18 protein-coding genes are annotated in these 19,669 nt (G+C 72.5%); 3 read left to right on the top strand and 15 right to left on the bottom strand.

The features are described 5' to 3' along the window. Nucleotides 1-44: 44 nt before the first annotated feature. The gene (locus tag A6F73_RS43375) at nt 45-941 is read right to left on the bottom strand and encodes a MarR family transcriptional regulator (RefSeq protein ID WP_244293510.1); all 897 of its coding nucleotides are present in this window, start codon (nt 939-941) and stop codon (nt 45-47) included. Between the two features lie 375 nt (nt 942-1,316). Between A6F73_RS43375 and fabG the strand changes: the two genes are divergently transcribed. Together fabG and A6F73_RS26655 are read left to right on the top strand one after the other, a co-directional pair. Beyond that, a complete protein-coding gene (gene fabG, locus A6F73_RS26660) occupies nt 1,317-2,084 on the top strand; it encodes a 3-oxoacyl-ACP reductase FabG (protein WP_063350105.1) in 768 nt (255 codons plus the stop codon). A gap of 231 nt (nt 2,085-2,315) precedes the next feature. After that, complete coding sequence (locus tag A6F73_RS26655; RefSeq protein ID WP_244293509.1) at nt 2,316-3,083, top strand: phosphatase PAP2 family protein; 768 nt, start codon at nt 2,316-2,318, stop codon at nt 3,081-3,083. A gap of 73 nt (nt 3,084-3,156) precedes the next feature. Here A6F73_RS26655 and A6F73_RS26650 read toward each other — a convergent pair whose 3' ends face one another. Continuing rightward, complete coding sequence (locus A6F73_RS26650) at nt 3,157-3,357, bottom strand: I78 family peptidase inhibitor (RefSeq protein ID WP_063350104.1); 201 nt, start codon at nt 3,355-3,357, stop codon at nt 3,157-3,159. A gap of 77 nt (nt 3,358-3,434) precedes the next feature. Between A6F73_RS26650 and A6F73_RS26645 the strand changes: the two genes are divergently transcribed. Continuing rightward, nucleotides 3,435-3,710 (top strand): DUF6343 family protein, encoded by a 276-nt coding sequence (locus A6F73_RS26645; RefSeq protein ID WP_063350103.1) that lies wholly within the window; start codon nt 3,435-3,437, stop codon nt 3,708-3,710. Between the two features lie 94 nt (nt 3,711-3,804). Here A6F73_RS26645 and A6F73_RS26640 read toward each other — a convergent pair whose 3' ends face one another. From A6F73_RS26640 to A6F73_RS26580, 13 genes are all read right to left on the bottom strand, one after another. After that, nucleotides 3,805-5,211: an aspartate aminotransferase family protein gene (locus tag A6F73_RS26640; protein WP_063350102.1), complete on the bottom strand. Its 1,407-nt coding sequence runs from the start codon at nt 5,209-5,211 to the stop codon at nt 3,805-3,807. Next, entirely contained in the window at nt 5,201-7,111 is a 1,911-nt protein-coding gene (gene dxs, locus A6F73_RS26635) for a 1-deoxy-D-xylulose-5-phosphate synthase (protein WP_063350101.1), read from the bottom strand. Before dxs ends, A6F73_RS26640 begins: the two co-directional genes overlap by 11 nt. A 126-nt stretch (nt 7,112-7,237) precedes the next feature. After that, a complete protein-coding gene (hpnH, locus tag A6F73_RS26630) occupies nt 7,238-8,266 on the bottom strand; it encodes an adenosyl-hopene transferase HpnH (RefSeq protein WP_063350100.1) in 1,029 nt (342 codons plus the stop codon). Nucleotides 8,267-8,268: 2 nt separating this feature from the next. After that, nucleotides 8,269-8,949, bottom strand: a complete 681-nt coding sequence (locus A6F73_RS26625; RefSeq protein ID WP_063350099.1) for a hypothetical protein — start codon at nt 8,947-8,949, stop codon at nt 8,269-8,271. Continuing rightward, entirely contained in the window at nt 8,946-11,030 is a 2,085-nt protein-coding gene (shc, locus tag A6F73_RS26620) for a squalene--hopene cyclase (RefSeq protein WP_244293508.1), read from the bottom strand. Before shc ends, A6F73_RS26625 begins: the two co-directional genes overlap by 4 nt. 7 nt (nt 11,031-11,037) lie before the next feature. After that, the gene (locus tag A6F73_RS26615) at nt 11,038-12,108 is read right to left on the bottom strand and encodes a polyprenyl synthetase family protein (protein WP_063351559.1); all 1,071 of its coding nucleotides are present in this window, start codon (nt 12,106-12,108) and stop codon (nt 11,038-11,040) included. Nucleotides 12,109-12,365: 257 nt separating this feature from the next. Further along, nucleotides 12,366-13,802, bottom strand: coding sequence for a hydroxysqualene dehydroxylase HpnE (gene hpnE, locus A6F73_RS26610; RefSeq protein ID WP_063350098.1), 1,437 nt, complete (start codon nt 13,800-13,802; stop codon nt 12,366-12,368). A gap of 142 nt (nt 13,803-13,944) precedes the next feature. Further along, nucleotides 13,945-14,802, bottom strand: coding sequence for a presqualene diphosphate synthase HpnD (hpnD, locus tag A6F73_RS26605; protein WP_063350097.1), 858 nt, complete (start codon nt 14,800-14,802; stop codon nt 13,945-13,947). A gap of 41 nt (nt 14,803-14,843) precedes the next feature. Next, entirely contained in the window at nt 14,844-15,791 is a 948-nt protein-coding gene (hpnC, locus tag A6F73_RS26600) for a squalene synthase HpnC (protein ID WP_107452963.1), read from the bottom strand. Between the two features lie 292 nt (nt 15,792-16,083). Next, nucleotides 16,084-16,893 (bottom strand): ABC transporter ATP-binding protein, encoded by an 810-nt coding sequence (locus A6F73_RS26595; protein WP_063350095.1) that lies wholly within the window; start codon nt 16,891-16,893, stop codon nt 16,084-16,086. Then, nucleotides 16,886-17,827 carry an ABC transporter permease gene (locus A6F73_RS26590; protein ID WP_063350094.1) on the bottom strand — a complete coding sequence of 314 codons (942 nt, stop codon included), beginning with the start codon at nt 17,825-17,827 and terminating at the stop codon, nt 16,886-16,888. Before A6F73_RS26590 ends, A6F73_RS26595 begins: the two co-directional genes overlap by 8 nt. A gap of 136 nt (nt 17,828-17,963) precedes the next feature. Then, nucleotides 17,964-18,863 carry a glycosyltransferase gene (locus A6F73_RS26585; protein ID WP_063350093.1) on the bottom strand — a complete coding sequence of 300 codons (900 nt, stop codon included), beginning with the start codon at nt 18,861-18,863 and terminating at the stop codon, nt 17,964-17,966. Then, the gene (locus A6F73_RS26580) at nt 18,860-19,597 is read right to left on the bottom strand and encodes a CDP-alcohol phosphatidyltransferase family protein (RefSeq protein WP_063351558.1); all 738 of its coding nucleotides are present in this window, start codon (nt 19,595-19,597) and stop codon (nt 18,860-18,862) included. The genes A6F73_RS26585 and A6F73_RS26580 overlap by 4 nt, the downstream gene beginning before the upstream one ends. Nucleotides 19,598-19,669 lie beyond the last annotated feature (72 nt).

Genomic DNA, 19,669 nt, shown 5'->3' with positions numbered 1-19,669 from the left:
CCGTACGTTGGCGAATCGTTTTGGCTGGCGCTCAAAGGATCCTTCTAGAGCCGCGCCGCCTTGCCGAGGAGCGCCAGCGCGGGCCCGTGCTCACTCTCGTCCAGCGGGGCGAGCAACAGCCGCTGGACCTCGGCCACGCCGGCCGTCGAACGGTGCAGCAGGTCCTGGCCCGCCGGCGAGAGCGACAGCAGGTTGCGGCGCCCGTCCGAGGGGTCGCGCCGGCGCTGCACCAGACCACGGCGCACCAGCCGGCTCACCATCTCGGCCATCGTCGCCTTGTCCAGCGAGGCCAGCTCACCGACCGTGCGCTGGTCGGCGCCCGGTTCCAGTTCGAGCGCGTCCAGCACCGCGTACTGCGGAGCCGTCAGCTCCGCACCGACGTGCTCCGACCAGAGTTTGGTGTGCACCTGCTGGCCCACCCTGATCAGGTAGCCGATCGCCCGCTGCGCGTCCAGTATCGGCCGTGTGTCGGAGAACACGGCGACCGCGGCGGGCTCCAGCCTGGCTATCTTGGCCATCACCCGCACGATCTCCACCTGCTCCTCCGCCGTCAGCGGCTCGAACAGGGTGCGCTGCACGCGGACCACACCGCCGGTGGCCTCACGCACCGCCTGGGCACCGCTCTGCGAGAGAGCGAGCAGTTTTCGCCGGCCGTCGGCCGGGTCACGCCTTCGCAGCACCAAGCCGCGGCGGACCAGCCGCGCGACCATCTCCGCCATCGTCGCCTTGTCCAGCGAGGCTCGCTCGCCGACCGTCCGCTGGTCGGCACCCGGTTCGAGGGCCAGGACCAGCAGGACGGCGAACTGCGGAGCCGTGAGATCGGCTCCGACATGCTCGGACCACAGCCTGGTGTGAACCTGCTGTGCAACGCGAATCAGGTGTCCGGGCGACTGTTGCAGTCGCGCGGACACGCGGGTCGTCGGGATCTCCCCCAGCACCATGTATCCGTCCCGATGTCACACCCGGTGTGTGTGGGACACCCGGGTGGGGCAGTAACGGCGAGTGGGCGTCCAGCTATGAGGGAGGGCGCTCCAGCCGTGCAGCCGGTGGCTGCTGGCGGACACTATACAAACGGCGGGCCCTTGCTGGCAGGCAGGGGCGGATAGTAGACGCAGGTTCGGCAACATTGGCATATTTACGCGCCCGCCACGCCCTCTCGGTAACCCGTTCTCAGTAGAAAGCCGACCGGTCGGTCCTTACCGACCGTCACCCGCGACTCTCCGACCCTGTTCGCCCTCCCTACTCGCGGGTAGGGTGTGGCCACCCTCCCCGGGGCGCTCCCCGCGGAGACCACCCCGAGAGAGACGAGAGCGAGCATGACCGAGCAGAGCACCGCCCCCCGGGTCGCCGTCGTCACCGGCGCCGCCCGCGGCCTGGGCGCCGCCACCGCCGTGCAACTGGCCTCCGACGGCTACGCCGTGGCCGTCCTCGACCTGGACGAGACCGCCGGGAAGGACACCGTCGACCGGATCACCGCGGCCGGCGGCCGGGCCCTGGCCGTGGGCGCCGACGTCTCGGACGCCGACCAGGTGCAGGCCGCCGTCGACCGGGTGGCCGCCGAGCTCGGCGCCCCCGTGGTGCTGGTCAACAACGCGGGCGTGCTCCGCGACAACCTGCTCTTCAAGATGTCCGAGTCCGACTGGGACACGGTCATGAACGTCCATCTGCGCGGGGCCTTCCTGATGACCCGCGCGGTGCAGAAGCACATGGTGGACGCCGGTTTCGGCCGCATCGTCAACCTGTCCTCCTCGTCCGCCCAGGGCAACCGCGGCCAGGCCAACTACTCGGCCGCCAAGGCCGGTCTGCAAGGCTTCACCAAGACTTTGGCCATTGAGCTGGGCAAGTTCGGCATCACCGCCAACGCCGTGGCCCCCGGCTTCATCGCCACCGACATGACCGCGGCCACCGCAGCCCGGGTCGGCATGGACTTCGAAGACTTCAAGCGGGCTGCGGCCTCCCAGATCCCGGTCCAGCGGGTCGGTCTGCCTGAGGACGTCGCCCACACCATCTCCTTCCTCGCGAGCGAGGGCGCCGGCTTCGTCTCCGGGCAGGTGATCTACGTCGCGGGCGGCCCCCTCGACTGAGCACGGAACCTACACAGGGTTACCACGGAGTGGGAAGCCGGCCGCGCCGGCCTCCCACTCCGCTTTCTTTACCGGGGCTTTTGCAGAATCATTCGAACACCACACTGGCATTCGATCCGAGAATCGCGGAAATCACTCCCCGGGCGGACCTCTCCCCGCCAATTGTCGATTTCACGGGAAAATGACAAATCCCTCCGGAATAGCCCCGGCCGGATGGGTAAGGTCACCCCCGTGCAAGCCCCGAGTACCCCCGCGCCCTATCCGAACCAGGGGCCGGAGCAGCTCACCACCACCCACCGCGAGCGCCCGAGCCCCGAACGAGCCCACCGCCGCGAGCCCGGCTGGCCGCCGATGGGCCGCCGACAGGCCGCCCTGCTCGCCGTGACCTGCGTCGCCTACCTGCTGGTCCTGGCCGGTGTCCTGCTCAACACGGCCCTGGTCGACCTCGACTGGTCGGTCCGGCTGTTCCGCCCCTACGAACGCTGGCCCAGCCTGGAACCGCTGCTCGACACCTGGGTGGTCGCCGGGCAACGCGGCCCCTCCGCCATCGCCGCCTTCGTCTGGCTCGGCTGGCGCGCGCACCGGCTGGGCCGGCTGCGCCCGCTGCTGGTGATGGCCGTCGCGCTGCTGCTGCTCAACGTCACGGTCGGCGCGGTCAAGATCGTCACCGGCCGGCTCGGCCCGCACTACGCCCAGTACGTCGGCTCGCCCGAACTGTTCTCCGGCGGCACCATCTTCCCCTCCGGTCACACCGCCAACGCGGTCGTCACCTGGGGCGTGCTCGCCTACCTCGCGGTCCGCTGGCGGCGCACCGGCGCGGTGATCGCCGCCGCCACCGCCTGCTCGATCGGCCTGACCACGCTCTACCTGGGCACCCACTGGGTCACCGACGTGTTGGCCGGCTGGGCCGCCGGACTGCTGGTACTGCTCTCGCTGCCGCTGCTGGAGCCGCTGGTCGTCGCCGCCGAACAGCGGTTGGCCCGTCGGCCGGGCCCCTGAGCCCGCACGCCACGACCACCGCGGCCACCGGCCACCCCGGCCGCCGGAAAGGTCGACCACCGGGAGGGCGGCCCTACCCCTCCCAGCTACGCTCGACCACGCCGTCGCGCACCGCGAGGTTGAGCCGGCCCTCACGGTGGTCCATGGTCATCATCGCCCCCGGCTCCAGCACCCGGACCGAGGCCCAGCCGTGCCGCCGGGCCAGCTCCCGGGCCCGTTCGATCCGCAGCCCCGCGTAGCCCTCGGCGTCCGCCGCCGCGTCCGACCCCGTCATCGCGTCTCCCCCGCTCTCCCCCACGGACGTACGCTGGAATCGTAGCCCCCACCCGCGCGGCCCGGAGGTGAACGGCCATGCGCACCACCACTCCGCGACGGCCGTGGCGCAGCGGCACCGAGCCGGCCACCGCCCGCAGCGATCTCAAGCTCCGCTACCTGCTGTCGCTCACCTTCACGCCGCTGTTCGCGCTCGCGACGGCGGGCTTCGCGATCTGGGCGGCGGCCTCCCCCGCCAACGGCGCCCCCAGCCAGGGGACCCTCACCGGCTTCGCCATCGCCTGCGGCCTGCTCACCCTGTTCGCCACCGTCGATCTCGTCGTGGTCATCCGGCGCCGCCGGACCGAGCTCTGACACGGTGTCTCCCACGGAGTGGGAAGTCGGCCCGGCCGACTTCCCACTCCCGCAACACTCCCGCACCGCCGCCGAGCACCCGCCCAGAACCAGCTCAGCGGCTGCCGACCGCCTGCTTCACCAGCGTCCGCCCGAAGTCCCACATCAGCCCGCTCCCCCGGTGCGCGTCATCCATGATGTCGGTGAAGGCGTCCACGAACCGGTCGACGTCGCGCTCCGTGATGATCAGCGGCGGGATCAGCTTGATCACCTCCAGGTGGTCCCCGGACACCTGGGTCAGGATCCGGTGCCGCTGGAGCAGCGGGACGACCACCATCTGGGCGAACAGCCCCTTGCGCGCCGCTTGCAGGGCCGTCCAGCCGGTGCGCAGCTTGAGCGACTTGGGTCGGCCGAACTCGATGCCGATCATCAGACCCCGGCCGCGCACCTCGGCGAGCAGCTCGTACCGGTCGACCAGTGCGGCCAGCCGCTCGCGCAACTGATCGCCGACCTGACGCGCGTTCTCCACCACCTTCTCCTCGCGCATCACCTCCAGGGTCGCCAGTCCGGCCGCCATCGCCTGGGCGTTGGCACCGAAGCTGGCCGAGTGCACCAGCACCCGGTCCATCGAGGAGTACACCTTCTCGAAGATCCAGCTCTTGCCGAGCGTCGCCCCGACCGGCACGTAGCCGCCGGAGAGCGCCTTGGCCACGCAGACCAGGTCGGGCAGCACGCCCTCCTCGTGCTGGTAGGCGAAGAACTCGCCGGTACGGCCGATCCCGGTCTGCACCTCGTCGCAGATCAGCAGCGCCCTGTGCTCATGCAGCAGGGCCTGCGCGGCACGCAGCCAGCCGGGCGGCGGCGCCAGGACGCCCTTGCCCTGGATCGGCTCGACGATCAGGGCGGCGACGTCGCCGTGCTTCAGCTCCCTGGCCAGCGCGCCGAGGTCGCCGAGCGGGATGGCGGTGTCCGGCAGCAGCGGGTCGAAGCCCTTGCGGAAACCGCTCTCCCCGTTGACGGAGAGCGAGCCGGTGGTCAGCCCGTGGAAGGCGTGGTCGGCGTACAGGACGCGCCTGCGGCCGGTGGCGTACCGGGCGAACTTGAGCGCGGTCTCCACCGCCTCGGTGCCGCTGTTGCCGAAGAACACCCGGTCCAGCCCGGGCGCGTACGAGAGCAGTCGCTCGGCGAGCAGCCCGGGCAGCGGCGAGCAGTCGAAGCGGACCAGGTCCGGCAGGTCGAGGTCCATCACCTGCTGGATCGCCGATCGCACGACCGGGTGGTGGCGGCCCAGCGCGAAGATGCCGAAGCCGGCCAGCATGTCGAGGTACTCGTTGCCCTCGGCGTCGTAGAAGTACGGGCCCTTGGCGCGCTCGTAGTACTTGTCGAAGCCGATGGTGTGCAGCATGCGCGGCAGCTGCGGGTTGAGGTGGCGGCCGTGCAGCTCGTACCGCTCGGCGCCGCGTTCGGCGATCAGCGCGGCGAGGTCGAAGCTGGCGGCGGTGCGGTCGGGGTCAGCCGGCATGGCGCTGGTTCGCTCCTCGGTTCGGTAGCAGGTTCTTGGCGAAGACGGCGGTCTGGGCGGCGACTCCGGTGCCGGTCAGGCCGGTCTCCTCCAGGATCTCCCCGCGCGCGGCGTGGCCGAGGAACTCCTGCGGCAGGCCGAGCACCCGCACCGGTACGTCCACGTCGGCGTCGCGCAGCGCCTGGGCGACGGCGGCGCCGACGCCACCGGTGCGGCCGTTGTCCTCGACGGTGACGACCAGCCGGTGGGCGGCGGCCAGTTCCGGCAGGGCCGGGTCGACCGGTTTGACCCAGCGGGGGTCGACGACGGTCGCGGTGAAGCCCTCGGCGAGCAGCAGCCGGGCGGCGTCCAGGCAGGCGGCGGCGGTGGTGCCGACCGCGACCAGGAGGATCTCCGACGGCCGGCCGGTGCGCAGCAGGACGTCCATCCCGCCGATCCGTTCGACGGCCGGCACGGCGGGCCCGATGGTGGCCTTGGGGAAGCGGACCACGGTGGGGGCGTCCTCGACCTCGACGGCCTCGCGCAGCTGGGCCCGCAGCTGTTCGGCGTCGCGCGGGGCGGCGAGCCTGAGGCCCGGGACGACCTGGAGGATCGACATGTCCCACATGCCGTTGTGCGAGGCGCCGTCGCTGCCGGTGACCCCGGAGCGGTCGAGGACGAAGGTGACGCCGAGCCGGTGCAGGGCGACGTCCATCAGGACCTGGTCGAAGGCCCGGTTCAGGAAGGTCGCGTAGACGGCGACGACCGGGTGCAGGCCGCCGGTGGCGAGGCCGGCGGCGGAGGTGACGGCGTGCTGCTCGGCGATGCCGACATCGAAGGTGCGGTCCGGGAAGGCCTTGGCGAAGCGGGCCAGGCCGACCGGTTGGAGCATCGCCGCGGTGATCGCCACCAGGTCGGGCCGCTCGGCGCCGAGCGCGACCAGTTCGTCGCCGAACACCGAGGTCCAGGAGACTCCGCCGCTGGGCGAGATCGGCAGGCAGGTGTACGGGTCGATCGGGTTGACGGCGTGGAAGCGGTCGGCCTCGTCCTGTTCGGCGGGCCGGTAGCCGCGCCCCTTGACGGTGAGGCAGTGCACGATGACGGGGCCGCCGAAGTTGCGCGCCTGGCGCAGCGCCTGTTCGACGGCGCCGAGGTCGTGGCCGTCGATCGGCCCGAGGTACTTCAGCCCGAGGTCCTCGAACATGCCCTGGGGCGCGAAGGCGTCCTTGAAGCCCTTCTTGGCCCCGTGCAGCGCGTCGAAGATCGGCTGGCCGACGAGCGGGGTGCGCTGCAGCGCGCCCTTGCCGAGGGCGAGGAAGCGTTCGTACCCCTGGGTGGTGCGCAGGGTGGCCAGGTGGTTGGCGAGGCCGCCGATGGTCTTGGCGTAGGAGCGCTCGTTGTCGTTGACGACGATGACCAGCGGCCGGTCGCGGGCCTCGGCGATGTTGTTGAGCGCCTCCCAGGCGAGCCCGCCGGTGAGCGCGCCGTCGCCGATCACCGCGACGGTGTGCCGGTCGTGCTGGCCGAGCAGTCCGGCGGCCTTGGCGAGGCCGTCGGCGTAGGACAGGGCGGTGGAGGCGTGCGAGTTCTCGACCAGGTCGTGTTCGGATTCGCCGCGCGAGGGGTAGCCGGAGAGCCCGCCCTTCATCCGCAGCCGGGAGAAGTCCTGGCGGCCGGTGAGCAGTTTGTGGACGTAGCTCTGGTGGCCGGTGTCGAAGACGATCCGGTCGTACGGGGAGTCGAAGACCCGGTGCAGGGCGATGGTCAGCTCGACCACGCCGAGATTGGGCCCGAGGTGGCCGCCGGTGCGGGTGACGGCGTCGATCAGGAACGCGCGGATCTCGTCGGCGAGCAGCGGGAGTTCGGCCGCCGGAAGCTTTCGCAGTTCGGCCGGTGACGTGACGCTGGAGAGCAGTGACATGGGTACACCTCACGACTCGGAGTGGCGCGGTGGTGCCGCCGCCCGGCGGGGGCGGGGCCGGCCCGGGCGCGGGGCCCGGGCCGGACGGGGTGTCCTCGGGAGCGGTGGCGCGGTCGAACGACCGGCTCAGTGGCCGCGGTTGGCGCCGATGGTCTCGGTGATGGCGCGCAGCGACTCCTTGAGCGAGCCCATGGTGGCGAGTACGGCGGTCGGCTCGTAGCCGCAGTGCGCCATGCAGTTGGCGCAGCGCGGGTCCTTGCCGCGGCCGTACTTGCTCCAGTCGGTCTTCTCGACGAGTTCGCGGTAGGTGGGCACGTAGCCGTCGGCCATCAGGTAGCAGGGCCGCTGCCAGCCGAACAGCGAGTAGTTGGGGATGCCCCAGGGGGTGCACTCGAAGTCGGCCTTGCCCTCCAGGAAGTCCAGGAAGAGCGGGCTGTGGTTGAGCCGCCAGCGGCTCCGGTTGCCGCCGGCGAAGGCCTTGCGGAAGAGCTCCCGGGTCTGGTCGACGCCGAGGAAGTGCTCCTGGTCGGGGGCCTTCTCGTAGGCGTAGGCCGGGGAGATCATCATCTCGTCGACCTTGAGCTCGTCGTTGAGGAAGTCCAGCACCTCGATGATGGTCTGCGGGGTGTCGGTGTTGAAGAAGGTGCTGTTGGTGGTGACCCGGAAGCCGCGCCGCTTGGCCTCCTTGATCGCCGCCACCGCCTCGTCGAAGGTGCCCTCCTTGGCCACCGACTCGTCGTGCCGCTCGCGCATGCCGTCGATGTGCACGGCGAAGGTGAAGTACGGCGAGGGCTTGAACTTGTCCATCTTCTTGCGCATCAGCAGCGCGTTGGTGCAGAGGAAGACGTACTTGCGGCGCTCGACGAGCTGGCGGACGATCTCGTCGATCTGCGGGTGCATCAGCGGCTCGCCGCCGGCGATCGAGACCATCGGGGCACCCGACTCCAGGACCGCGCCGACCGCCTGGGCCACCGGCATGCGCTGCTTCAGCACACCCGCCGGGTGCTGGATCTTGCCACAGCCCTCACAGGCGAGGTTGCAGGCGAACAGCGGCTCCAGTTCGACGATCAGTGGGAACTTGTCCCGGCGCTTGAGCAGCTTCTGCTGCATGAGGTAGGTGCCGACCCGCACGGTCTGGCGCAACGGCATGGCCATGGCTAGCTCGCCTCCTGGGGGAGCGTCGAGGATGTGGGGTGGTTCAGGTCCGCGGGGCCGGGCCGGGACTCCTGCCGGTACCAGTCGACCAGGGCGGGCACCGCCGCCCGCAGGGTCCGCCAGGCACGCACCCCGGCCGGGAGGGTGCCGGGCCGCAGCAGTTCGCGCTCGGGGGTGTCCACGACCACCCGCAGGACGGCGGCGGGCAGCGTCGGCCGCCGTTCCCGCAGCGCGGCCAGCACGGCGGCGGCCTCCATGTCGACGGCGAGCGCGCCCTGGAGGTGCAGGGCGCGCCGTTCGAGGCCGCGGACGACGTGGTCGGCGGTGTGGTGCACCCCGGCGTGCGCGGTCAGGCCGAGTTCCTTGAGGGCCCTGGCGAGCTCCGGCCCGGAGTCGACGGGGTACAGGTGCCCCTCCGCGTCGCGCACGCCGTCGGCGACCACGATGTCGCCCGGCAGCACGCCCGGGCCGACCGCGGCGCCGAAGCCGGCCACCACGACCGCGCCGTAGCCGCCGGGGGCGGAGCCGAGCAACCGGCGGACGGTCAGCGCGGCCCGCCGCCGGCCCATGCCGGTGCGCACCAGCACCGGCGGCCCGCCGGCCGCACCGCGCCAGTCGCCACCGCGCAGCGCCCAGACCTCGGGGCCCAGCGCGCAGAGCACCAGCAGCGGGGCGGTGGTCACCGCGCCGCCCCGATCGCCGGGGTGTCGCCGTTGCGGCGGCCGAGGGCGGGGCTGCCGTGCAGGTAGCGGCCGAGCGCGGTGACCGGGAAGACCAGCCGGTACAGGTGGTAGTTGATGGAGAAGTCCCACGGGAAGCCGGTACCGGTGAACTGCGGCTCGTCCCAGGTGCCCTCGGGCAGTTGGGTGCGCACCAGCCAGTCCACGCCGTGTTCCACCGCCGGGTTGGCCCGGCCGTCCGGGCCCTCGCCGGCCGCGAGCAGCGCCATCAGCGCCCATGCGGTCTGCGAGGCGGTGGAGTCGCCGCGCCCGGCCCAGCGGGCCGGGTCCTCGTAGGAGCGCATGTCCTCGCCCCAGCCGCCGTCGGTGTTCTGCCGGTCCTCCAGCCAGCGGACGGCGCGCCGGATCGCCGGGTGCTCGTCCGGGACGCCGGCCGCGACCAGGGCGGGCAGCACCGAGCCGGTGCCGTAGATGTAGTTGGTGCCCCAGCGGCCGAACCAGGAGCCGTCCGCCTCCTGGTTGTGCAGCAGCCACTCGACGCCGCGCCGGGTGCGCCGGTCGCGGGCCCGGCCGGTCTCGGCGAGCATCTCCACCACGTGGGCGGTGACGTCGGCGGACGGCGGGTCGACCACTTCGCCGAAGTCGCAGAACGGCAGCTTGTTGGGCAGCGTGCTGGTGTTGTCGACGTCGAAGGCGCCCCAGGCGCCGTTCTTGGACTGCATGCCGAGGTTCCAGAGCACGCCGCGGTCCATCGCCGCATCGACCTTGGCCGGGTCGGGGTGGTCGACCCGGCCCAGCGCGAGCACCACCTCGGCGGTGTCGTCGATGTCGGGGTAGGTGTCGTTCTCGAACTCGAAGGCCCAGCCGCCGGGGGCCAGCGTGGGCCGCTGGACGGACCAGTCGCCGTCCTTGCGGATCTCCTCGCCGAGCATCCAGTCGACGGCCGAGACCAGCGCCGGGTGGTCGGCCGGCAGCCCGGCGTCGACCAGCGCGATGGTGGCCAGGCAGGTGTCCCAGACCGGGGACTGGCAGGCCTCCAGCCAGCGCCGGCCGTCCTCGGTGTGCACGGTGAAGCGGTCGAAGGAGGAGAGTCCGGCCTGCATCACCGGGTGCTCCAGCTCGTAGCCCTCCAGGTGCAGGGCGATCAGCGAGTACACGGCGGGCGGCTGGATGCCACCCCAGCAGCCGTCGGCCTCCTGCCGTTCGACGATCCAGCGGCAGGCCTGGGAGACGGCGAGCCGGCGCAGCGGGCGCAGGGCGCGGTGGTGGTAGGCGTGCAGGACCTTGTCGAGGCGCTCGAAGAGGCCGTCCCAGCTGGTGGCGGGGGCGAGCGGCCGGTCGGGGTAGGGGTGGTCCGGGTCGGTGTGCAGCTCGGTGAGCGGGAAGGGCGCCGGACGGACGGGGCGGTGGGCCGAGACGACGGTCAGCGGGACGATGGTCTGGCGGGCCCAGCACCCGAAGGCGTAGATGTTCAGCGGCAGCCACTTGGGCAGGAAGATGATCTCGGGCGGCATCTCGGGGAGCCGTTCCCAGGGCCACCAGCCGAAGAGCGCGAGCCAGATCCGGGTGAAGACCCTGGCGGCCGCGATGCCCCCGGCGGAGCGGACGTACCGCGCGGCGGCCACCATGTGCGGGGCCTCGGGGTCGTCGCCGGCGAGTTTGAGGGCGACGTACGCCTCGACGGTGGTGGACAGTTCGGCCGGCCCGCCGTGGAAGGTGGCCCAGGTGCCGTCCTCCCGCTGCTGGGACCGGATCCATTCGGCGGTGGCCTTGGTCTGGTCCTCGGTCCGGATCCCGAGGAACTGCCGCAGCAGTAAGTCCTCGGCGTCCATGGTGACGTTGGTCTCCAGGTCGCCCTTCCACCAGCCCTCGGAGCTCTGCAGCGAGAGCAGGTGGGTGGTGGCGCGGGCCAGTGCCTCCCGCGCGTCGGCCGCTCCGAGGTCCGCCTCACCGGCCGGCCGGAGCTGGTCGGTGTCTTCGGGCTGCCACCGCCCGGCGCCCAGGAGGGTCGGGGGGCGGTCGCCCACCGCGACCGGCTCGGAATCGTACTCAGGGTCGAGCCGGCCGTCCGCGGTTGCTGTCAACGTAACGTCACCTCTCTCGTACCACCACGAATTCGGCGAGTGCGACGAAGTGCTCGCGCACCTCGTCGGACATGGGCACCTCGTCCAGGGCGGCGAGGGCAGTCGTGTGCTGGCGGCGGGCTTCCTCCTGGGTCCAGGCGCGGCCGCCGGCCTCCTCGATCAGCGCGGCCCGGGCGGCGAGCTCGGGCTCGCCCTCCTCGCCGCGGCCCTTCGGGTCGGCCAGCTGCTCGGCGAGCCGGCGCGAGGCCGCGCCGCCCTCGGCCAGCGCGGCGGCGACCGGCAGGGACTTCTTGCGCTGGCGCAGATCGCCCCAGTGCGGCTTGCCGGTGACCTCGGTGGCGCCCCAGATGCCGAGCAGGTCGTCCACCGCCTGGAAAGCCAGGCCCAGGTGGTGGCCGTAACGCTGGAGCGGTTCGGAGACCTTGTCGTCGGCCCCGGCCAGGACGGCGCCGATCGCCGAGGCGGCCGCCAGCAGCGCCGCGGTCTTGCCGCCCTCCATCTCCAGGCACTCGGCGACGGTGACGCTGTCGCGCTGTTCGAAGGCGACGTCCATGGCCTGGCCGTCGATCAGTCGGCGGGTCGCCGTGGTGAGCAGCCGGACGGCGCGTGCGGCGTCGGTGGGGCTCGTACCGCCGGTCACCGCGGCGTCGAGCAGCACCTCCGTGCCGAGCGTCGCCAGGGCGTCGCCGGCCAGGATCGCCTGGGCCGGACCGAAGACCGTCCAGGCGGTGGCCCGGTGCCGTCGGGTCTCGTCACCGTCCATCAGATCATCATGGAGCAGGGAGAAGTTGTGCACCAGTTCAACCGCGACCCCGCCCGGCACGCCGACCTCGGCGGCGGCGCCGGTGGCCCGGGCGGAGAGCAGGGCCAGGGCGGGGCGCACGGCCTTGCCGCCGTCGCCCTTGGCCGGGGTGCCGTCCCGGTCGATCCAGCCGAAGTGGTACGCGGCGACGGTGTCCATCGGTGCGGCCAAACGGGCGACGGCGGACCGTAGCGGCGGGGTGCAGAGCGTGCGGCTGCGGGCCAGCAGCTCCGGCACCGAGACCGGTTCGGCGTGCGCCGTGCCTCCGACGGCGATGCCGGTGCGTGACTCCACGTGCGTTCCCTCTCCCTCGTGGTGCCGGACCGCCCGGGGCGGCCGGGTGCTTGCGCTGTCGGTGCGGCTGGTGTCGATGTGGCCGGTGTCGGTGCGGCCGGTGTCGATGCGGCTCGGGTCGGTGCGGCTGGTGCCGGTGTCACCGCTGTCAGTGCCGCCGGTGCGGCCGGTGTCGTTCCCGCCGGTGCGGTCGACGGGAGGCCCGCCGGCTCTGGCGGGGTCCCCGGCGGCGCCCGCCGTCACCGGGGCCACCTCCCGTCGCCCCGGTCCGCCGGGAGCCGACTGCCGGCCGCGGCGAGCGCCGCGTCGGCCGCGGCGTGGCCGCTGCGCACGGCCCCCTCCATGGTCGCGGGCCAGCCGGTGGCCGTCCACGCGCCGGCCAGCAGCAGGCCGGGGACGTCGGTACGGGCCGACGGGCGCAGCAGCGCGCTGCCGGGCGCCGGGTCGAAGGTGGCGGTGCGCTCGCGGGTGACGAAGAAGTCCAGCACCTCGGCCCCGGCGGCGGCCGGGAGCAGCCGGGCCAGCTCCGGCAGGTACCGGCGGCGCAGCTCGGCGACCGGCAGGTCGATCTCGTCCTGGACGGCGGACTGCGAGAGCGCCAGGTACTGGGCGCCGGGGTGGGCCCGGCCGAGCCCGGAGCCGGCCAGGCCGGAGTGCGCGGTGCGGTCGAAGACCCACTGCACCGGGGAGCCGAGGGCGGCGAAGAACGGCCGGCGCAGCACCTTGCGGTCGTAGACCACGTGCACGTTGAGGATCGGCGCGGTACCGAAGTCGGCCAGCCGGTCCTGGCCGGGGAGGGCGTTCGGGGGCAGCAGGGCGGCCGCGCTGTCCTGGGCGCCGGCCAGCACGACGGTCTCGGCGGCGAGCGGCTCCGCGCCGCCTTCCAGATGGACGGCGTGCTGGGGCACCGCCGGCTTGAGCTCCGTCACGCGGGCGCGCAGCAGCACCTTCACGCCCGCGCGTTCCAGCTCGGCGAGCGCCCGGTCGTGGTGGATCACGCCGAGCGGGACGGCGGCCATGCCGATGTCGGAGGCGCCCGGATCGGAGAGCAGGCCGGTCTTGAAGACCATCGCCGCCAGCGCCAGCGACACCTGGTCGGCCCGGGCGTTCAGGGTGGCGACGCCGACCAGGTCCCAGAGGGCGGCGAGGGTGTTCGCGTTCTGCCCGTTGCGGCGCAGCCACTCGCCGAAGGAGATCTCGTCCAGTGCCGGGTCGGCGAGGTCCAGGCCCTGGAGCGCCAGCGCGCCGCGGACCACCCGGGCGCGGTCGGCCGGCCCGAGGTGCGGGTAGCGGGCGAGGCTGCCGGCCAGGTGCAGCGGAACGGGCAGGCCGGCCCGGCGCAGCCGCCCGAGGGTGCGCACCGGGGCCGCGTCCGGCCCGGCGACGGAGAGCACCGGAACGTCCAGCCGGTCCTGTACGTGGACCAGCCGGGCGGCGCCGAGCCGCTCCAGCAGGCCGCGGTAGGCGGTGCAGCAGCGCAGGTAGACGTGCTGGCCGTTGTCGACGGTCAGCTCGCCGCGCTGGAAGGAGAACGCCAGCCCGCCGAGCCTGGGCCGCCCCTCGACCAGCGTGACCCGGTGGTCGGCCTCGGCCAGCCGCAGCGCGGCGGTGATCCCGGCCAGGCCGCCGCCGACCACCACGGCGGCCGGGCGCGCGGCATCGGCTCGCCCGGTCATCGACCCTCCCCCTCGCGATTGCTGGACCGCCCTGCGGCGGTCGCTCCGGCCGGCACGCTCGTGACCGGCCCGGTCCTGGTCAACACTGCTCTGCCCGCTTGTGATTCCCCGCTGACACAGCGTGACAGAACTGCGGTGAGAATCAAGAACGCCCCCCGGCGAGCCCGGAAAGCGCGACGTACGCCTTCTCCCAGCCCGGCAGCGAGACCCGGCCGCGCAGGACGGACTCGGGGTCGGCGGCGATCCGGCCGAGCAGCCGGTGGTAGATCCCCGCCATCGCGGCGGTGCAGGCCCGGCTGCGGCGGTCGAGCATCGGCAGCAGCCGCAGGCCCTCCTCGAAGGCGGCCTGGGCGCGGGCGGCCTCGAAGGCCACCAGGCCGGTGAAGTCGGCGCCGACCGGCGGCCTGGGCAGCGCGAAGCCCTGCTCGCAGCCGAACCGGGCCAGGTCCTCGGCGGGCAGGTAGGTACGGCCGTTCAGGGCGTCCTCGCGCAGGTCGCGCAGGATGTTGGTGAGCTGCAGGGCCAGGCCCAGGGTGTCCGCGTAGCCCGCGCCGCGCTCGGGGTCGTCGCAGCCGTACACGCCGAGCGAGAGCCGGCCGACCGAGCCGGCCACGCAGCGGCAGTAGACCTTCAGTTCCTCGTAGGTCTGGTACTCGGCGCCCTTGAGGTCCATCTCGACGCCGTCGATCAGTTCGTCGAAGCCGCCGAGCGGGATCGGGAAGCGCCGGGCCGCGTCGGCCAGGGCGACCTTGATCGGGTCGGTGTCGTCCTCAGCGACCACCCCGGCGCGGACCTCGTCCACCAGTTCCCGGGTGCGCACCAGCGCCTCGGCCTTGCGGTCGGACGGAAGGTCCCCGTCGCCGATGTCGTCGACCCGGCGGGCCAGGGCGTAGAGGGCCGACATGGCCAGCCGCTTGGGTTCGGGCAGCAACCGGATGCCGTAGCTGAAGTTGCGTGCCTGAAGTCCGGTGACTGCCTCGCAGTACCGGTACGCCGCCATGACCTGGGCCGACGCCAGTGGTGATGCCGCCACTCGGGCGTTCACCTTCCCTTCGCGAAGATTGCCGCCGCCTTCGCTGCGAGGCGGCGCTTGTTCGGCTTCGCCTGCTGCGCGAGCACGTCGTACCCGGCGTCCTCGATGGCCGCCAGGGCCGCGTACCCGCCGGCGGTGAATCCCGCCAGGAGCAGTCGAAGCCTCCCCCGAACCGTACCTACCAATGGCGCGCCGCGGTCGAGCAGGGTGCGGGCCCGCTGCACCTCGAAGGCGATCAGCTCGCGCACCGGGCCGCTGGCGGTGGGGGCGGCGAGGTCCGCCTCGGTGACGCCGAACCGGGCGAGGTCCTCGGCGGGGAGGTAGATCCGTCCGTGGGCGAGGTCCTCGGCGACGTCCTGAAGGTGTTCGACCACCTGGAGGGCGCTGCAGATCGCGTCGGACAGCTCGATCCGCTCGGGGGTGGCGACGCCGGCGATGGCCAGCACCAGGCGGCCGACCGGGTCGGCGGAGAGGGTGCAGTAGCCGATCAGGTCGTCGTGGCCGGCGTAGCGGGTGGTGGTCTGGTCCACCCGGTTGGCCTCGATCAGGCGGCGGAACGGCTCCGGGGTGAGCCCGTGCCGGTCGACCAGCGGCACGAGGCTGCGCAGCAGCGGGTGGCGGGGGCCCTCGGAGGCTCCCGGGTGGAGCGCCGCCTCGAAGACCCGGTCGAGATCGCGCTCCAGTCCGTCCAGCAGTGCGAGGCGGAAGGCGACCTCCTGCGGACTCGGCGGGCCGGACTGGGCCGAAGGAGTGGCGGGAGGCGTGGCCTCGACCCCGAGCAGGGCGGCGGTGGCGGCCGGATCGGCCAGGTCGCCGTCGCCGGCGTCGTCGACCAGCCGGGCGTAGCCGTAGACGGCCATCAGGTCGTCGCGCCAGGCCGCGGGCAGGAAGAACGGGGCGACCGGGAAGTTCTCCGCGCCCGCCTTGTCCAGGGTCTCCCCCGCGGAGCGGTTCACCGACGTATCTCTGGGCTGGGCCGAAGCCGACACTGCTGTCACTCCCCCGTTCTACACCGCTGGGCATCACCGGCCCGACTCGGACACGCGTCCGAGCGGGGGCGCCACCTCCGGCACACCGCCCCCGCGCATACAGCCTGACACCACGGGGCGCGCCGGAGAAGAGCGCCCCGCCCGGCGCACGGGGGCGCTCACCCCCGCGGCGGCGGGCCACCCGGGGCACCGACGGGGGCGCACGAACAGGGGGCCGGCCCCGGAAATCCCCGGAACCGGCCCCCTGGACGGCCTGTTATTACGGGCGTTCGCCGCGCTCGTAGCGGCCGACGACCTCTTCGGTCGGGCCGTCCATGATCAGCTCGCCGGCCTCGATCCAGATCGTCCGCTCGCAGACCTCGCGGATCGAGCTGTTGTCGTGGCTGACCAGGAAGACCGTACCGGCGGACTTGCGCAGTTCGTCGATCCGCTTCTTGCTGCGCTGCTGGAACGCCTGGTCGCCGGTGGCCAGCGCCTCGTCGATCAGCAGCACGTCGTGGGTCTTCGCGGCGGCGATGGCGAAGCGCAGGCGGGCGCCCATGCCGGAGGAGTACGTGCGCATCGGCAGCGAGATGAAGTCGCCCTTCTCGTTGATGCCGGAGAACTCGACGATGTCCTCGTAGCGGCTGCGCACGTCGGCCGGCGCCATGCCCATCGCCAGGCAGCCGAGGATGACGTTGCGCTCACCGGTGAGCTCGTTCATCAGCGCCGCGTTCACGCCCAGCAGCGAGGGCTGGCCGTTGGTGTAGATGCCGCCCTTCTCGGTCGGCAGCAGGCCCGCGATGGCGGCCAGCATGGTCGACTTGCCGGAGCCGTTGGAGCCGATCAGGCCGATCGCCTCGCCCTTGTAGGCGGTGAAGCTGACGCCGCGCACGGCGTGCACCTCGCGCACGCCCGCGGAGCGCTTGCGGCTGATGATGCGGCTCATCGCCGAGGTGGCGCTGCCCTTGCCGGAGCCGGCGCCGTGCACCCGGTAGACGATGTGCACGTCGTCGACGACGACGGTGGGCTCGCGGGCGACGTCCGCGTCCCGGACGGTGTCCAGCTTGCTCAGTTCGACGTCAGCCACGGCCGTACTCCTCCTCGGCCTTCCAGAAGAAGACGTATCCGATCACGAACATCACGACCGCCCACCCAATGCCGTAGGTCCACTGGTGGAGCGGGAGTTCCTGGTGCTGGGGCTGGTGCTTGTTGTAGATGATCGGCGCGAAGGCGTGCCGCAGCAGATCCATGTAGACCGAGGCCGGGTTGAGGGCCATCAGCGTCTGGATGTACTTGGGCCACTCCTGGATCTTGTCCTGGATGCTGAACATCACGCCGGACAGGAACATCCAGGCCCGCATCACGAAGGGGATCAGCTGGGAGATGTCGCTGGTCTTGGAGCCGAGCCGCGCCATGACCAGGGCGATGCCCGTGTTGAACATCATCTGCAGCACCAGGGCCGGGATGATCAGCAGCCAGGTCCGGCCCGGCTTGATGCCGCTGACCAGCACGGTGCCGACCAGCACCACCATCGAGATCAGCAGCTGCTGGAGCTGGATCACGGTGAACGCGATCGGCAGCGAGGCCCGGGGGAAGTGCAGCGCGCGGATCAGCCCGAGGTTGTCGGCGATCGCCCGGGTGCCGGACTGCACCGCGTTCTGGGTGAACTGGAAGACGAAGACACCGATGCAGAGCCAGGCGATGTAGGTGTCCGGCGGGAAGTTGTCCTTGCTCTTCAGAATCACACCGAAGACCAGGTAAAACACCGCGCAGTTCAGCAGCGGCGTCACGACCTGCCACAGCTGGCCGAGCTTGGCGTCGGTGTACTGGGCCACCAGGCGGGCGGTGGCGAAGGCCCAGATGAAGTGGCGCCGGGCCCAGAGCTGCTTGGTGTAGGCAATCAGGCCGGGCCGCCTGCCGCTCACGGCCAGGCCGTACTTGTCCGCAAGCTGCTTGGGGGTCAGGCCCGCGTCCACCCCCCTGGGGGATGAGAGGCTGACGGGTTCACTCACTGTCGACACATTCGTCCTTCACGCGGGATCGGTCGGGGCGGCCGGTCGACGGGGGTCCGCCGGCCTTGCGCCGATGGGGATCCACTGGATCACGGGGAGAGTCCGGCCGGTGTGTGGTCACCGGCCGCAGCGATCGATCATTCGATCAGATGACCGGTGGCCGGCCCAGCCTGGTCAATCGCCAAACGGTACGCCATCGCATGGGCCGCCGCGGACCGCAGGGTTCGCGCCAGCCCGCCCGGAACCCGCCCCACCAGGCCTTCAGCGCCTCCGAGGAGGGGCGGCGGGCCAGGGTCAGCAGGAACCAGGTTCCCAGATAGAGAGGCACCAACAGGGCCGGAAGGTTCCGTCTGGCGAGCCAAACCCTGTTACGGGCAATGTTGTGGAAGTAGGTGGCGTGCCGCGCGGGCGAGGTCGTCGGGTGGTGCAGCACCACGTCCGCGCGGTAGTCGATGGCCCAGCCGGCGTCCGCCGCGCGCCACGCGAGGTCGGTCTCCTCGTGGGCGTAGAAGAACTCCGCGGGCAGCTGCCCGGCCTGCTCGAACACCGCGCAGCGCACGGCGGTCGCGCCGCCCAGGAAGGTGGTCACCCGGGACGAGCGCAGCGGGTCGCTGGCGCGCAGCCGGGGGACGTGCCGACGCTGGGTCACGCCGGTGTCGGGGTCGGCGATCCGGAAGGCCACGATGCCCAGCTCCGGGTCGGCGGTGAAGGCCTCGCGCAGCAGGCGGGCCGAGTCGGTGCGCGGCAGGTGCCCGTCGTCGTCCAGGAAGAGGACGGCGTCCACGTCCCGGCCGTCGCGGCCGAACAGCTCGATGCCGACGTTGCGCCCGCCCGGGATGCCGAGGTTCTCCGGCAGCTCGACGCTGCGCACGCCCTCCGGCAGCGGCGGCAGCTCGGCGCCCTGGCCCACCACGGCCAGCTCGACCGCCGCGCCCTCCTGGGCGCGCACCGAGTCGATCAGGGCGGCCAGTTCCTCGGGGCGGTTGCCCATGGTGATGATGACGGCTCCGAGGCGGAAGCTCTCCGCGCTGGTCGGGGCGCTCATCGCAGCCTGCTGGAGAGGACGATGCTCAGCAGGTGCAGCACGGTCTGCAGCATGGCGATCGCCGCCAGCGCCACCACCGCGATCCGGGTGAAGAACAGCCCGCCGTGGACGGCGTCGGCGATCCCGGCCGCGAGGATCAGCAGCGAGGCCTCGACCGCGCCGACCAGGCGGTGGAACTTCAGGAAGGAGGCCGCCCGGCGGGCCTTGGCCACCGAGGACGAGCGCGGCACCGCGGCGCTGTCCTCGACCGCCGTCAGGCCGCTGCGGGCCCGGGCCACGTCCACCAGGTCCGTCTCGGACTTGATCAGGATCGCGCCGAGCGCGGCCAGCGTGCCCAGGAACGCCCACTCCCAGTGCGAGCCGCCGCCCTCGCGGTGCAGCAGGTCGGTGGCGCGCAGGCCCAGCCCGGTGAGCAGGGCCGCCTCGGACATGTAGTGGCCGACCCGGTCCAGGTAGACGCCGGTGAGCGAGGTCTGCCGGCGCCAGCGGGCCACCTCGCCGTCCACGCAGTCCAGCAGCAGGTAGACCTGGATCAGCAGGGCCCCCAGGACCGCGCCCGCGATGCCCGGTACGACCAGCGCGACGCCGGCCAGGACGCCGGTGAACATCATCAGGTATGTCAGGCCGTTCGGCGTGATCGCCGTCACGGTGGAGAGCACGCGGGTGATCCGCAGCGAGATCCGCCGCATGTACAGGCGCCCGGCCCAGTGCTCGGCGCTGCGGCGCTGGAGCATGCCCTCCGGGTGGATCACCGCGCGCAGTTCCTCGATCGAGGGCCGGCGGGTCAGGTCCACCGGGGGCCGCTC

Origin of the sequence: Streptomyces sp. MJM8645, assembly GCF_001625365.1 — a bacterium.
Taxonomy (GTDB): Bacteria; Actinomycetota; Actinomycetes; order Streptomycetales; family Streptomycetaceae; genus Kitasatospora.
Note: the sequence above shows the minus strand (reverse complement) of the source record. Positions and strands in the feature narration are given on the sequence as shown.

Bases quoted from the DNA above. Each gene is read 5' to 3' on its own strand.
- A6F73_RS43375 (WP_244293510.1), bottom strand. From the start codon at position 941: ATGGTGCTGGGGGAGATCCCGACGACCCGCGTGTCCGCGCGACTGCAA.
- fabG (WP_063350105.1), top strand. From the start codon at position 1,317: ATGACCGAGCAGAGCACCGCCCCCCGGGTCGCCGTCGTCACCGGCGCC.
- A6F73_RS26650 (WP_063350104.1), bottom strand. From the start codon at position 3,357: ATGACGGGGTCGGACGCGGCGGCGGACGCCGAGGGCTACGCGGGGCTG.
- A6F73_RS26645 (WP_063350103.1), top strand. From the start codon at position 3,435: ATGCGCACCACCACTCCGCGACGGCCGTGGCGCAGCGGCACCGAGCCG.
- A6F73_RS26640 (WP_063350102.1), bottom strand. From the start codon at position 5,211: ATGCCGGCTGACCCCGACCGCACCGCCGCCAGCTTCGACCTCGCCGCG.
- dxs (WP_063350101.1), bottom strand. From the start codon at position 7,111: ATGTCACTGCTCTCCAGCGTCACGTCACCGGCCGAACTGCGAAAGCTT.
- hpnH (WP_063350100.1), bottom strand. From the start codon at position 8,266: ATGGCCATGCCGTTGCGCCAGACCGTGCGGGTCGGCACCTACCTCATG.
- hpnE (WP_063350098.1), bottom strand. From the start codon at position 13,802: ATGACCGGGCGAGCCGATGCCGCGCGCCCGGCCGCCGTGGTGGTCGGC.
- hpnD (WP_063350097.1), bottom strand. From the start codon at position 14,802: ATGGCGGCGTACCGGTACTGCGAGGCAGTCACCGGACTTCAGGCACGC.
- A6F73_RS26585 (WP_063350093.1), bottom strand. From the start codon at position 18,863: ATGAGCGCCCCGACCAGCGCGGAGAGCTTCCGCCTCGGAGCCGTCATC.
- A6F73_RS26580 (WP_063351558.1), bottom strand. From the start codon at position 19,597: ATGCTCCAGCGCCGCAGCGCCGAGCACTGGGCCGGGCGCCTGTACATG.